The following is a 13624-nucleotide window of genomic DNA, read 5'->3' as shown; positions in this document are numbered from 1 at the left end:
CGACGTCGTGGATCGGGGGCGGACGGCCCGGGACATGAGAAGCGCCCCGCCGACGGGTCCCCCCACAGGGCCCGGCACGGGGCGCTTCCTGCCGTCCGCTCAGAGCGTCCCCCCACGGGACCCCGGGCCGGACGGCCGTCGGCGTGGGTCCAGCCGAACCCGCGCCAACACTGACCGGTTAGACCCACAACTCCTTCGAAGGTTGCACACCTGATGATGTGACCTACGTCACATCATCAGCACTGCCGTCAGCACTGCCGTCAGCGCTGCTCCACCGGCACGTACGCCCGCTCGGCCACGCCGGTGTAGATCTGGCGCGGACGGCCGATGCGCGTGGTCGGGTCGCTGATCATCTCGTGCCACTGGGCGATCCAGCCGGGCAGCCGGCCGAGGGCGAACAGCACGGTGAACATGCTGGTCGGGAAGCCCATGGCCCGGTAGATCAGACCGGTGTAGAAGTCCACGTTCGGGTAGAGGTTGCGCGAGACGAAGTAGTCGTCGCTCAGCGCGTGCTCCTCCAGGCGCAGGGCGATGTCCAGCAGTTCGTCGGACTTGCCGAGCGCGGAGAGAACGTCGTGCGCCGCCGCCTTGATGATCTTGGCGCGCGGGTCGAAGCTCTTGTACACCCGGTGGCCGAAGCCCATCAGGCGGACGCCCTCCTCCTTGTTCTTCACCCGGCGGATGAAGGAATCGACGTCACCGCCCTCGGCCTGGATGCGCTCCAGCATCTCCAGGACGGCCGCGTTGGCGCCGCCGTGCAGCGGGCCCCACAGCGCGTTGATGCCGGCGGAGATGGAGACGAACAGGTTGGCCTGGGAGGAGCCGACGAGCCGCACCGTGGACGTCGAACAGTTCTGCTCGTGGTCCGCGTGCAGGATCAGCAGCTTCTCCAGCGCGCTGACGACGACCGGGTCCAGCTCGTACTCCTCGGCCGGGACCGAGAAGGTCATGCGGAGGAAGTTCTCGACGTAGCCCAGGTCGTTGCGGGGGTAGACGACCGGGTGGCCGACGGCTTTCTTGAACGCGTACGCGGCAATCGTCGGGAGTTTGGCGAGCAGCCGGATCGTGGAGATGTAGCGCTGCCGCTCGTCGAACGGGTTGTGGCTGTCCTGGTAGAAGGTGGACAGCGCGCTGACCACGGAGGTCAGCATGGCCATGGGGTGCGCGTCGGTCGGGAAGCCGTCGAAGAACCGCTTCACGTCCTCGTGCAGCAGCGTGTGCTGCGAGATCTCCCGGCGGAAGGCCGCCAGCTCGTCCACGGTCGGCAGCTCGCCGTTGATGAGCAGGTAGGCGGTCTCCAGGAACGAGCCGCGCTCCGCGAGCTGCTCGATCGGATAGCCGCGGTAGCGGAGGATGCCCTGCTCACCGTCGAGGTAGGTGATCGCCGAGGTGGCCGAGGAGGTGTTGCCGAAACCGGAGTCCAGGGTCACCAGACCGGTCTGGGCGCGGAGCTTCCCGATGTCGAAGCCCTTGTCGCCCACCGAGCTGTCCACGATCGGGTAGGAGTGCTCCTCGCCCTGGTACCGCATTACTACGGCATTGTCTGCGCTGTCGCTGTTGCGGTTTTCGCTCACGTCTTCCCTCACCGACGTCTGGCCTCTTCTTCGAGGTGTCCGGAGTTCTTCCAGGTGCCCTGACTCCCTCCACTGTCCCCCATCTGGGCCCACAATGTGCACTCGGGGTCGGCCATGTGGCAAAAATCTGGCACGGCGTGCCGCCGTAAGCGGGAGATTTACGGATGGTCCGGGCGCGGTATCCGTCCGGCGAGCCTGGCGTCCAGTGCCGTGCACCGGCGCCCGGCCGAGACGGCGCGCACCGCCTGCCCCAGGGCCCGCCGGGAGCCCACGAGCACCACGAGCCGCTTCGCGCGGGTGACCGCCGTATACAAAAGGTTCCGCTGGAGCATCATCCAGGCACTCGTCGTGACCGGAATGACCACGCAGGGGTACTCGCTGCCCTGCGAGCGGTGGATCGTGACGGCGTACGCGTGGGCCAGCTCGTCCAGCTCGCCGAAGTCGTACACGATGTCCTCGTCCTCGTCGGTGCGGACGGTGAGCCGCTGTTCGTCGGGGTCGAGGGCGGTGACGACGCCGACCGTGCCGTTGAAGACGCCGTTGGCGCCCTTCTCGTAGTTGTTGCGTATCTGCGTGACCTTGTCGCCGACGCGGAAGACGCGGCCGCCGAAGCGCTTCTCGGCCAGCCCGGGGCGCGCCGGGGTGACGGACTGCTGGAGGAGCCCGTTCAGCGCGCCCGCCCCGGCCGGGCCGCGGTGCATCGGGGTGAGGACCTGCACGTCGCGGCGCGGGTCGAGGCCGAAGCGCGCGGGGACGCGTCTGGCCGCCACGTCCACCGCGAGCCTGCCCGCCTCCTCGGTGTCCTCCTCGGCGAAGAGGAAGAAGTCGGGCAGCCCCTCGGTGACCGGCGGCAGCCCCTGGTTGATGCGGTGCGCGTTCGTCACGACGCCGGACTTCTGCGCCTGGCGGAAGACGCGCGTCAACCGGACGGCGGGGACGGGCGACCCCGGCGCGAGCAGGTCGCGCAGCACCTCCCCCGCGCCGACCGAGGGCAGCTGGTCCACGTCCCCGACGAGCAGCAGGTGCGCGCCCGGCGGCACGGCCTTCGCCAGTTTGTTCGCCAGCAGCAGGTCGAGCATGGACGCCTCGTCCACGACGACGAGGTCCGCGTCCAGCGGGCGGTCGCGGTCGTAGGCCGCGTCGCCGCCCGGCTTCAGCTCCAGCAGCCGGTGGACGGTGGACGCCTCGGCGCCGGTCAGCTCGGCGAGCCGCTTGGCGGCCCGGCCGGTCGGCGCGGCCAGCAGGACCTTCGCCCGCTTGGCCCGCGCCAGTTCGACCACGGACCGCACGGTGAACGACTTGCCGCAGCCGGGCCCGCCGGTGAGGACCGCGACCCGCTCGGTCAGCGCCAGCCTGACCGCCTGCTCCTGCTCGGGCGCCAGCTCGGCCCCGGTGCGGCGGGCGAGCCAGGCGAGGGCCTTGTCCCACTCCACACCGGCGAACGCCCCGAGCCGGTCGTCCTCCGCCCGCAGCAGCCGCCGCAGCTGCCCGGCGAGCGACACCTCGGCCCGGTGGAAGGGCACGAGCCACACGGCGGTGACCATCCCGTCCCCGCCGGGGTCGGGGACCTGCTCGGTGACCACGCCCTCCGGCTCGGCCGCCAGCTCGCCGAGGCAGTCGATGACGAGCCCGGTGTCCACCTGGAGAAGCTTTACGGCGTCCGAGATGAGCCGCTCCTCCGGGAGGTAGCAGTTCCCCTGGTCGGTGGCCTGCGACAGCGCGTACGCGAGGCCGGCCTTCACCCGCTCGGGGCTGTCCTGGGGGATGCCGACGGCGCGGGCGATGCGGTCGGCGGTGAGGAAGCCGATGCCCCACACGTCGGCCGCCAGCCGGTAGGGCTGGTTCTTCACCACGGAGATGGACGCGTCACCGTACTTCTTGTAGATCCGCACGGCGATGGACGTCGAGACCTCGACGCCCTGGAGGAAGACCATGACCTCCTTGATGGCCTTCTGCTCCTCCCACGCGGCGGCGATCGACGCGGTGCGCTTCGGCCCGAGGCCGGGGACCTCGACGAGCCGCCGCACGTCCGTCTCGATGACGTCGAGCGTCGCGGCGCCGAAGTGCTCCGTGATCCGCTCGGCGGTCCGCGGCCCGATGCCCTTGATCAGCCCGGAGCCGAGGTAGCGGCGTATGCCCTGGACGGTGGCCGGGAGAACCGTCGTGTAGTTCTCCACGGTGAACTGCCGCCCGTACTGCGGGTGTGAGCCCCAGCGGCCGGTCATCCGCAGCGACTCCCCCACCTGCGCGCCGAGCAGCGCGCCGACGACGGTCAGCAGCTCGCCGGAGCCGTGCCCGGTGTCGACGCGGGCGACCGTGTATCCGTTCTCCTCGTTGGCATACGTGATGCGTTCGAGAACTCCCTCGACCACAACGCTCTGTGACATGCCTTGACGGTAACCCCCACCACTGACAACGCGTCGTGAGCAACCGGTCACGGACACGCGGAGGCTGACGCGACGGCACCCACGGTTGCCCCGCCTGCCCCGCCCACCCCCTTGCCGGCTGGAGAGGGAGGGGACGAGAGTGGCGGGCGAGACCGCCCGCACCACAGGAGCACCGTGGCCATGACCTCCGCACCCGCCGCCCCCGGCACGCCCGACCTGACCGTCGAGAACGCCCTCGTCTTCGACGGCTGGTCCGAGGAACTGCGCGAGACGTCGCTGTACGTGCGGGACGGCGTGATCGCCGAGATGGACACCCGCGTCCCCCGCGCGGACCGGGTGCTGGACGCGCGGGGCGCCGTCGTGCTCCCCGGCCTGATCGACGCGCACTTCCACGCGTACGGCATCTCGCTCCACGGCCTGGAGTTCGAGGCGGCACCGCTCAGCTACCTCGCGCTGAAGGGCGCGCGGCGGCTCGAACGTGCCCTGCTGCGCGGCTTCACGACGGTGCGGGACGTCGCGGGCGGCGACATCGGCCTGGCACGGGCCGTCGGGACGGGCCTGGTCCGCGCGCCCCGCTATCTCTACACCGGCCCGGCCCTCAGCCAGACGGGCGGGCACGGCGACGCACGCCCCGGGGACCTGGAGATCTGCCTGCACGGCGGCCACATGAACGAGGTGGTGGACGGCGTGGACGCCCTGCGCGCCGCCGTCCGCGACCGGTTCCGCAAGGGAGCGCACGCGATCAAGATCATGGCGTCAGGCGGCGTGGTGTCCCCGTCCGACCCCCTGCGGCCCCCGCAGTACTCGGCGGAGGAGATCGCGGCCGTCACCTCCGAGGCGGCGCGGCGCGGCAGTTACGTCGCGGCCCACGCGTACGCGCCCGAGGCGATCGCCCACGCGGTGGGCAACGGCGTCCGCTCGGTGGAGCACGGGAACCTGCTCGACCCGCCGACCGCCGCCCTGATGGCGGAGCACGGCGCCTACCTGGTGCCCACGCTCGTCACCTACGACGCCATGGACAGGCGCGGCGACGAGGTGGGTCTGCCCGCCGTGGCACGCGCCAAGAACCGCGAGGTGCTGCACGACGGAGCGGCGGCCGTCGCGCACGCCCTCGCGGCGGGTGTACCGGTCGGCTTCGGGACCGACCTGATGGGCGACCTGGAGGACGACCAACTGCTCGGCCTGCGCCTCCAGGCCGAGGCGGTGGGCATGCTCGCCACGCTGCGCTCGGCCACGGCCGTCAACGCGGACCTGCTGCGGCGGGCCGACCTGGGGCGGATCGCGCCGGGCGCGCGGGGGGACCTGCTGGTCCTGGACGGCGATCCGTTCACGGACCCCGCCGCGCTGTGGGACGCGGGGCGGCGGCGGACGGTGGTGCGGGGAGGCGTACCGGTGGAGGGGACGGCGCGCTGAGCCGTCCGCGCGCCGCCAGCCATGGCCGGGGGACGCGGCCGGTGCCCGTACGCGGCGGGGCGTGCGTGCCGCCCGGCCTGGCGCGTCCGGCTGGACGAACGGCCGGGTGAGGGCGCGGACCCTGCCCGACGGACTGATCGATCGGGTCGTCACCGCCACGCCTTCCGCCCGGCACCCCGCGGGGTGCCGGGCGGAAGGCGTGGCGGGAGGGGGTCAGAGGACGTGCGCGCGGTAGCGGGCGACGGTTTCCGCCAGCACCTCCTGCCCGTCCCTGGCCCACAGCCCGTCGTTGAAGATCTCCACCTCGACCGGTCCCGTGTACCCGGCCGCGCCCACCTGGTCGCGGAACCACCGCATGTCCACGGCCCCGTCGCCGATCTGCCCGCGCCCGTTGAGTACGCCCTCCGGCAGCGGCGTCACCCAGTCGGCGAGCTGGAAGCAGTGGATGCGGCCGCCCTGGCCCGCGCGGCGGATCTGCGCGGCGACCGTGTCGTCCCACCACAGGTGGTAGGTGTCCACGACGATGCCGACCTGCTCGGCCGGGAAGCGCTCGGCGATGTCCAGGGCCTGGGCCAGCGTGGACACCACGCAGCGGTCGGACGCGAACATCGGGTGCAGCGGCTCCACCGCCAGCCGCACTCCGCGCTCGGCGGCGTACGGGCCCAGTTCGGCGAGCGCGTCGGCGATGCGTTCGCGGGCGCCCGCCAGGTCCTTGCTGTCCGGCGGGAGGCCGCCGGAGACGAGGACGAGCGTGTCGGTGCCCAGGGTCGCGGCCTCGTCGACCGCCGCGCGGTTGTCGTCCAGCGCGGCGGCGCGCGCGGCCGGTTCGGTCGCGGTGAGGAAGCCACCGCGGCACAGGGAGGTGACGGCCAGCCCGGCGTCGCGGACCAGCTTGGCGGCGGCGTCGAGGCCGTACTCCTGGACGGGTTCACGCCAGAGTCCCACTCCGGGAACTCTGAGTGACGACAGGCCGTTGACCAGGGCGGGAAGGGACAGCTGTTTGGCCGTCATCTGGTTCACCGAGAAGCCGAGGAGGTCCGTGACCGTGTTCCCGTCCGTCACCGCGGGCTCCTTCGCGTCGTCCGTCGCCGTGTCCGCTGCCGTACCGCTCGCCCTGCTGGCCCTGCTGGCCCTGCTCGTGTCGCCCGCCCCGCTCACGGCGCCACCCCGTACACCGCCAGCAGGCGCGCCATGCGCTCCTCCGCGAGCCCGGGGTCGGGGAACAGGCCCAGGCCGTCCGCCAGTTCGTACGCCCGCGCCAGGTGCGGCAGCGACCTGGCCGACTGGAGGCCGCCCGCCATCACGAAGTGCTCCTGGTGCCCGGCCAGCCACGCCAGGAGGACCACACCCGTCTTGTAGAAGCGCGTCGGCGCCTGGAAGAGGTGCCGGGACAGCGGCACGGTCGGGTCGAGGGCCGCCCGGAAGCCCGCCGTGTCCCCGGTGTCCAGGGTGCGCACCGCGTGCGCGGCCAGCGGGCCGAGCGGGTCGAAGATGCCGAGCAGCGCGTGGCTGAAACCGCGATCGTCCCCGGCGATCAGCTCGGGGTAGTGGAAGTCGTCGCCCGTGTAGCAGCGCACGCCGCGCGGCAGGCGGCGCCGCAGCTCCACCTCGCGCCGGGCGTCGAGCAGGGACACCTTCACGCCGTCCACCTTGTCCGGGTGCGCGGCGATGACGGCGAGGAACGTCTCGGTCGCCGCGTCCAGGTCGGCGCTGCCCCAGTAGCCGGCGAGCGCGGGGTCGAACATCGGGCCGAGCCAGTGCAGGATCACCGGCTCCGCGGCCTGCCGCAGCAGGTGCCCGTAGACGGTCAGGTAGTCCTCCGGGCCGGTGGCCGCCGCGGCGAGCGCGCGGGACGCCATGAGGATGGCCTGCGCGCCCGTCTCCTCGACGACCGAGAGCTGTTCCTCGTACGCGCGCCGCACCTCGTCGAGCGGCGCGGGGCCGGTCAGCTGGTCGGTGCCCACGCCGCAGGCGATCCGGCCGCCGACGGCGCGCGCCTCCGCGCCGGAGCGGCGGACCAGTTCGGCCGCGCCCCGCCAGTCGAGGCCCATGCCGCGCTGCGCGGTGTCCATGGCCTCGGCGACGCCGAGCCCGTGCGACCACAGGTGGTGCCGGAAGGCGAGCGTCGTCTCCCAGTCCACGGCGGCCGGGCCGTCGGGCGTGGTGTCGGCGAACGGGTCGGCCACCACGTGCGCGGCGGAGAAGACGGTCCGCGAGGCGAGCGGCGGCCCGCCGGGCGACAGGCGGGCGGGCTCGGCACGCGGGGTGTACGCGCGCAGCCCTCCAGTGGCATCAGGCAGTCGGATCATCAGAGTTCGGCTCCCACCGGGTCACAGGCTCAGCTCGGGTACGGACAGGCGGCGGCCCTCGGCGGCGGACGTGAGGCCCAGCTCGGCCAGCTGGACGCCGCGCGCACCGGCCATCAGGTCCCAGGAGTACGGCTCGTCCGCCACCACATGGCGCAGGAACAGCTCCCACTGCGCCTTGAAGCCGTTGTCGAACTCGCCGTTGTCCGGCACCTCGGCCCACTGGCCGCGGAAGCGCTCGGTGGCCGGGATGTCCGGGTTCCACACCGGCTTGGGCGTCGCCGACCGGTGCTGCACGCGGCAGTTCCGCAGCCCGGCGACGGCCGATCCCTCGGTGCCGTCCACCTGGAACTCGACCAGTTCGTCCCGGTTGACGCGTACCGACCAGGACGAGTTGATCTGCGCGACGATGCCGCCCGCCAGTTCGAAGATGCCGTACGCCGCGTCGTCGGCCGTCGCCTCGTACGCCTTGCCCTCCTCGTCCCAGCGCTGCGGGATGTGCGTGCGGGTCACGGCCTGCACGGTCTCCACGCGCCCGAACAGCTCGTGCAGCACGTACTCCCAGTGCGGGAACATGTCGACGACGATGCCGCCGCCGTCCTGCGCCCGGTAGTTCCACGACGGGCGCTGCGCGGCCTGCCAGTCGCCCTCGAACACCCAGTAGCCGAACTCGCCGCGCACCGACAGGATGCGGCCGAAGAAGCCGCCGTCCACCAGCCGCTTCAGCTTCAGCAGCCCCGGCAGGAACAGCTTGTCCTGCACCACACCGTGCTTCACGCCCGCGTCCCGCGCGAGCCTGGCGAGCCGGAGCGCCCCCTCGACGCCGGTCGCGGTGGGCTTCTCGGTGTATATGTGCTTGCCCGCGGCGATCGCCTTCGCGATGGCCTCCTCGCGGGCGAGGGTGATCTGGGCGTCGAAGTAGATGTCCACCGAGTCGTCCGCGAGGACCGCGTCCAGGTCGGTCGCCACCGCGTCGTCGCCCAGGCCGTGCCGCGCCGCGAGGGCGCGCAGCGCGTGCTCCCGGCGGCCGACGAGCAGCGGTTCCGGCCAGATCACGGTGCCGTCGCCGAGGTCCACGCCGCCCTGCTCGCGGATGGCGAGGATCGAGCGGACCAGGTGCTGGCGGTAGCCCATGCGCCCGGTCACGCCGTTGAGAGCGATCCGGACGGTCCTGCGTGCGGCCATGCGCGTGCCTCCCGCTGATTCAGTAAGCGCTTACTATGCGGAAAGAAGCTAACCTCTCCTCACCGGCCTGGACAAGTGGCCCGGACGAGTACGGGAGCGAAGGCATGTCAGTGACCCTGGCGGACGTGGCGGCCCGCGCGGGGGTGTCGGCCGCCACGGTCTCCCGCGTGCTCAACGGCAACTACCCGGTCGCCGGGTCCACCCGCAGCCGCGTCCTCGCGGCCGTGGAGGAGCTGGAGTACGTCGTCAACGGCCCGGCGAGCGCCCTCGCCGCCGCCACGTCCGACCTGGTCGGCGTCCTGGTGAACGACATCGCCGACCCGTTCTTCGGCCAGCTCGCGGGCGCCGTCCAGTCGCAGTTCGGCGCCGAGGCGGCGGGCGGCCCGCGCATGGCGATCATCTGCAACACCGGCGGCTCCGCCGAGCGCGAACTCACCTACCTGACCCTCCTCCAGCGCCAGCGCGCCGCCGCGGTGATCCTCACCGGCGGCGCCATCGAGGACCCCGCGCACATCGCGGCCCTGTCCGCCCGGCTGCGCCGCCTGGAGTCGGCCGGGACCCGCATCGTCCTGTGCGGCCGGCCACCGCTGCCGGACGCGGACGTGCCGACCCTCGCGTTCGACAACCGGGGCGGCGCCCGGCGCCTCACCGAGCACCTCCTCGGCCTCGGCCACCGCACCATCGGCTACCTCGCGGGACCGGCCGCCCGCACGACCACCCGCCACCGCCTCGAAGGCCACCGCGACGCCCTCGCCGCCGCGGGCCTCGCCGGCTCGACGGACCACCTGACGCTGCACGGCGCGTACGACCGCGAAGCCGGCTACGAGGGCGCGCTCACCCTCCTCGACCGCGAGCCGGGCCTGACCGCCGTCCTCACCGCCAACGACACCGTCGCGCTCGGCGCCTGCGCCGCGCTGCGCGAGCGCGGCCTGCGCATCCCCGACGACGTCTCGGTGGCGGGTTTCGACGACCTGCCGTTCGCCGTGGACGCCACCCCCGCCCTCACCACCGTCCGCGTCCCGCTCCAGGAGGCGGGCGCCCGCGCGGGCCGCCTGGCACTCGCGAGGGAGACCCTCGGGGAGGGGATCGTGACCTGTCCGACGACGCTGGTGCCCCGCGCCTCGACCGCCCCGCCGCCACAGGTGAAGCCGTGAGGCGCCGCCGGATCGTGCTGGGCCTGTACGCGGACGCGGCGGGAGTCGCCCGCGTCCGCGCGCTGCTGGACGGGGAGGCGCGCCGCCGCGGCGTCCGCCCGGCGTGGCAGGAGGCGCGCGGCGCGGCGACGGCCGAGGACTACGGCTACCTCGCCGACCAGTGGGCGGCCGAGAACCCGGCGCACTCCCCCGGCGCACGCGAGGCGGTCGAGGTGCGTGCCATGTTCCCCGGCTCCCTCAAGACATGGCGCACGCTGCGCACGGCCACGCTGAACGGCCTGTGCCCGCCAGGTCCGCACGTGTGCGAGATCCCCTGGTCAGCGGGGCTCTGACACGGCGCGCACCCAGGGTCAGCGCCGTACGCCGTACGCGCGAGGTACCCGGCACTCCGGGATGACGGCCCGTCACCTCGTACGCCCACGGCTTCACGCGGAGGTGTCGGTACCGGGGGCGGCCATCGCTCTTCCCGCCCGTCCGGGCTGAGACGGGTACCGGTGGCGCTTCCGAACGCGACCGGCCCGTGCGGCCCCCGGCCGGTACCTGCGCCCCGCGCCCTCGTCGGGCCGGTGGCCGACCGGCCGATGGCCGGCGGGCTCGACGGCGCGGCGGACGACGGCGAAGGCGCGCTCACCGCGCCCCCGTCAGGGCGTGGCCACACGCCGCCTCGCGGCCTCCCGCTCGCGGTGTCCGGCGCGGACGCGCTGCCACGCCCGGACGCGGGCGGCGGTGTCGATGTCGGTCAGGATGTCGTCCACTCGGCGGCCGTGTCGATGATCCGCTCGTCCGTTCCGCCGGCGTCGATCCGGCGCGGCACGCGGCCGCGCAGCGTGTCCACGCCCTTGGCGTCGCGGAGCTGGACCCGGAGGGTCCTGAGGAATCCGGAGTCGGGGGAGGGCGAGAGCCGCCGGTGCTCCGCGGGCTCGGGCGCGAGGACCGTCGCCGTGCAGGCGCCACGGGGGTCGTGGGCGAACCGCCAGCCGCCGGGCACGACCGCCGACGGGGCCATGCCGTAGGTGAACGGCCCCTGCGTGCAGGTGCCTTCGCGCAGCGGCAGCGGCTCGTACATCCCGCCGGCGAGCCCGGTGTCAACCAGCCACCGTTCCCCGTCGAGCCGCACGGTGAGCGCGAGATGGTCGCCGCCCGGCCCCTCGGAACCCTCGTCCTCGTCCTGCACCCCGGCCCGGCGCAGCGACACGTCCTGGCCGAGGGACGTCAGCAGCGCGGCGAAAGCCGCCGGTCGGCCGTTCCAGCTGGTTGTCGAGAGTCTCGTAGGCGACCCGCTCCATCTGCGCCCGGTGCAGCGCCCGTGGTCGGCGGCTCCGCCCGTCCCACGCCGGGTGCCCCGCCGGGGGGAGTTCCCGCTCACCCAGCGCTACCGCCACGCGCGGCGTCCCGGGTCCGCCTCCCTGTGACGCGTGCGCCGCACCGGACATTCCCAGACGAATACGGGGCACGGCACAACCGACCAGCGCATTCGACAGTCACCTGACGGAAACAGCAGTTACCAACCGTTCACATGGGGGGACGATGCACGTAACTTTTCTGCTCAACAACGCCTACGGCATCGGCGGAACGATCCGTTCCGTCGTCAATCTGTCCGGCGCCCTGGCGGCACGCGGCCACGCCGTCACCGTGGCGAGCCTCTACCGCACGCGCGACCGTCCCAGCCTCGCCTTCGACCCGCGCGTCACCCTCATACCGCTGACGCGGCGCAACGAGTCGTCCGCCGAGGTGGCCGAGCGCCGGATGGCGGCGTTCCTGGCCAAGGCGCGCGCCCAGGTCGTCGTGGGGACGCGGCCGGTGCTCAACGACATGCTCGCCCGGCACGGCGACGGCGCGCGGTACGCCCGCGTGGGCCAGGAGCACATGACGCTCGCCACCCGCAAACCGGCCGACAAGGATCTCCAGTTCGGCGCGCTGCGCGAGCTGGACGCGTTCGTGCCCGTGTCGGAGGCGGACGCCGCCGCGTACCGCGCCGCGCTGCCCGAGGGCACCAAGGCGCGCGTCCTGTGCATACCCAACAGCTCGCCCCCCGCGCGCGTCGCCCCCTCGACGGGTGACACGCGCGCGATCGTCGCCGCGGGGCGCCTCGTCCCGGTGAAGCGCTACGGGCGGCTGATCGACGCGTTCGACCGGCTCGCGCCCGACTTCCCGGACTGGGAGCTGCGGATCTACGGGCGTGGCGCGGAGCGGCCGAAGCTGCGCGAGCGGATCGACAGGCTGGGGCTGTACAACCAGGTGCGGCTGATGGGGGCGGCCGCGCCGATCGAGACGGAGTGGGCGAAGGGCGCGATCGCCGCCGTGTCGTCGCAGGCGGAGTCGTTCGGGCTGACCATCGTCGAGGCGATGGCCTGCGGGGTGCCGGTGGTCTCGACGGACTGCCCGCACGGGCCGCGCGAGATCATCACTCACGGCGAGGACGGGCTGCTGACACCGCTGAAGGGCGGCGCGGGCGCGCTCGCCGACGCGCTGCGCGAGCTGATGACCGACGAGGACCGGCGGCGCCGGATGGGCGCCCGTGGGCTGCGCACGGCGGCGGAGTTCGCGCCGGACGCCGTCGCGAGCCGCTACGAGGAGCTGTTCTCCTCCCTGACCGCCGACCGCCCCGCGCCCCGCGCGCCGGGCCTCCTGGCCCGCCTGCTGCGCGGCCGGCCCGCGAAGCCGGTCACGGCAGCGGCGGACGGCCCGGGGCGGGCCAGGGGCGCGGGAACGCCGGACGGCGGCGTGCGGGTGACGGTGCCGGGCGGCGCGCACACGGCCGCCGAGCTGGTGCTGCGCCTGCGCAAGGACATGCGGAAGCACGAGTTCCGCGTGCCGTTCGCCCCCGGCCCCGGCCCCGGCGGCGAGGGCGAGGACGCGACCGCGACGCTCGACCCCGCCGCGCTGACGCTGCCCGAGGGCCGCTGGGACCTGTACGCCGCGCCGCGCGGCGGGCGCCTGACGGCCGAGCTGGTCGAGCGGGCCGCGCTCGTCACGGCCCGCCCGCGCGTGGACGAGCACGGGGTCCACGCGTGGATCCCGTACGTCACCAAGTACGGCAACCTCACCGTCCGCGCCTGGTCACGGCCCGCGCACGCCGAGGTGGAGCAGGTGCGGGCCGACGCCGACACGGCGGCCGTCACGGTGCGCCTGTACGGTCTCGGCGGTCTGAAGGCGGACGAGCTGACGGCCCACGCGGTCCCGGCGAACGGGCGCGGACCCACCGTCGCGTTGCGGGTGGAGTCGCCCGACACGCCCGGCGGCGCCGTGAGGGAAGGGGCGGAGCCACCTGCTCGGCTCAAGCTCGGCATCCCGTTCACCGGCCCCTTCGCCACGCGCGACGAGGGCGGCGCGGACGGGACCCGCCGCACGCCGGAGACCTGGGCCGTCGAGCTGCGCACGCCGGACGGGACGGCCGTGCCCGTGGGCCGTATCGGCGGGGACGTGCCGGACCGTTCGCGCACCGACGTCTTCCCCGGCGCGGGTCCCGGCGGCGCCCTGCGCTTCGGCTTCACGAAGGACAACGCGCTGGTCCTCCGCCGCGACTGAGCGGCCGCCCGCCGCGCGCGTACGGGAGCCCGGCCCGTACGCGCTCCCGTCGCCCGGCCGGGCGACCGCGGTTACGG

10 protein-coding genes are annotated in these 13624 nt (G+C 73.8%); 4 read left to right on the top strand and 6 right to left on the bottom strand.

The features are described 5' to 3' along the window. Nucleotides 1-260: 260 nt before the first annotated feature. Both ACL02R_RS12425 and ACL02R_RS12420 read right to left on the bottom strand, forming a co-directional pair. Nucleotides 261-1529, bottom strand: a complete 1269-nt coding sequence (locus ACL02R_RS12425; RefSeq protein ID WP_412796993.1) for a citrate synthase — start codon at nucleotides 1527-1529, stop codon at nucleotides 261-263. Nucleotides 1530-1732: 203 nt separating this feature from the next. After that, entirely contained in the window at nucleotides 1733-3961 is a 2229-nt protein-coding gene (locus tag ACL02R_RS12420) for an ATP-dependent RecD-like DNA helicase (RefSeq protein WP_412796917.1), read from the bottom strand. 180 nt (nucleotides 3962-4141) lie between these two features. Here ACL02R_RS12420 and ACL02R_RS12415 point away from each other — a divergent pair, with 180 nt between their 5' ends. Then, complete coding sequence (locus ACL02R_RS12415) at nucleotides 4142-5374, top strand: amidohydrolase family protein (protein WP_412796916.1); 1233 nt, start codon at nucleotides 4142-4144, stop codon at nucleotides 5372-5374. Nucleotides 5375-5587: 213 nt separating this feature from the next. Here ACL02R_RS12415 and ACL02R_RS12410 read toward each other — a convergent pair whose 3' ends face one another. From ACL02R_RS12410 to ACL02R_RS12400, 3 genes are all read right to left on the bottom strand, one after another. After that, nucleotides 5588-6385 carry a sugar phosphate isomerase/epimerase family protein gene (locus ACL02R_RS12410; RefSeq protein WP_412796992.1) on the bottom strand — a complete coding sequence of 266 codons (798 nt, stop codon included), beginning with the start codon at nucleotides 6383-6385 and terminating at the stop codon, nucleotides 5588-5590. 143 nt (nucleotides 6386-6528) lie between these two features. Next, nucleotides 6529-7686, bottom strand: a complete 1158-nt coding sequence (locus ACL02R_RS12405; RefSeq protein ID WP_412796991.1) for a dihydrodipicolinate synthase family protein — start codon at nucleotides 7684-7686, stop codon at nucleotides 6529-6531. A gap of 18 nt (nucleotides 7687-7704) precedes the next feature. Continuing rightward, nucleotides 7705-8865, bottom strand: coding sequence for a Gfo/Idh/MocA family protein (locus ACL02R_RS12400; protein ID WP_412796915.1), 1161 nt, complete (start codon nucleotides 8863-8865; stop codon nucleotides 7705-7707). 104 nt (nucleotides 8866-8969) lie between these two features. Between ACL02R_RS12400 and ACL02R_RS12395 the strand changes: the two genes are divergently transcribed. Both ACL02R_RS12395 and ACL02R_RS12390 read left to right on the top strand, forming a co-directional pair. Next, nucleotides 8970-10019 (top strand): LacI family DNA-binding transcriptional regulator, encoded by a 1050-nt coding sequence (locus tag ACL02R_RS12395; protein WP_412796914.1) that lies wholly within the window; start codon nucleotides 8970-8972, stop codon nucleotides 10017-10019. Next, a complete protein-coding gene (locus ACL02R_RS12390; protein WP_412796913.1) occupies nucleotides 10016-10351 on the top strand; it encodes a hypothetical protein in 336 nt (111 codons plus the stop codon). Before ACL02R_RS12395 ends, ACL02R_RS12390 begins: the two co-directional genes overlap by 4 nt. 407 nt (nucleotides 10352-10758) lie before the next feature. Here the strand turns inward: ACL02R_RS12390 and ACL02R_RS12385 are convergent, their stop codons facing one another. Continuing rightward, nucleotides 10759-11385, bottom strand: a complete 627-nt coding sequence (locus ACL02R_RS12385; protein WP_412796912.1) for an arylamine N-acetyltransferase family protein — start codon at nucleotides 11383-11385, stop codon at nucleotides 10759-10761. Between the two features lie 161 nt (nucleotides 11386-11546). On the opposite strand from ACL02R_RS12385, the gene ACL02R_RS12380 reads away from it, so the two are divergent. Further along, nucleotides 11547-13547 (top strand): glycosyltransferase, encoded by a 2001-nt coding sequence (locus ACL02R_RS12380; protein ID WP_412796911.1) that lies wholly within the window; start codon nucleotides 11547-11549, stop codon nucleotides 13545-13547. Nucleotides 13548-13624 lie beyond the last annotated feature (77 nt).

The organism is Streptomyces sp. MS19 (assembly GCF_047200595.1).
Lineage (GTDB): Bacteria > Actinomycetota > Actinomycetes > Streptomycetales > Streptomycetaceae > Streptomyces.
Note: the sequence above shows the minus strand (reverse complement) of the source record. Positions and strands in the feature narration are given on the sequence as shown.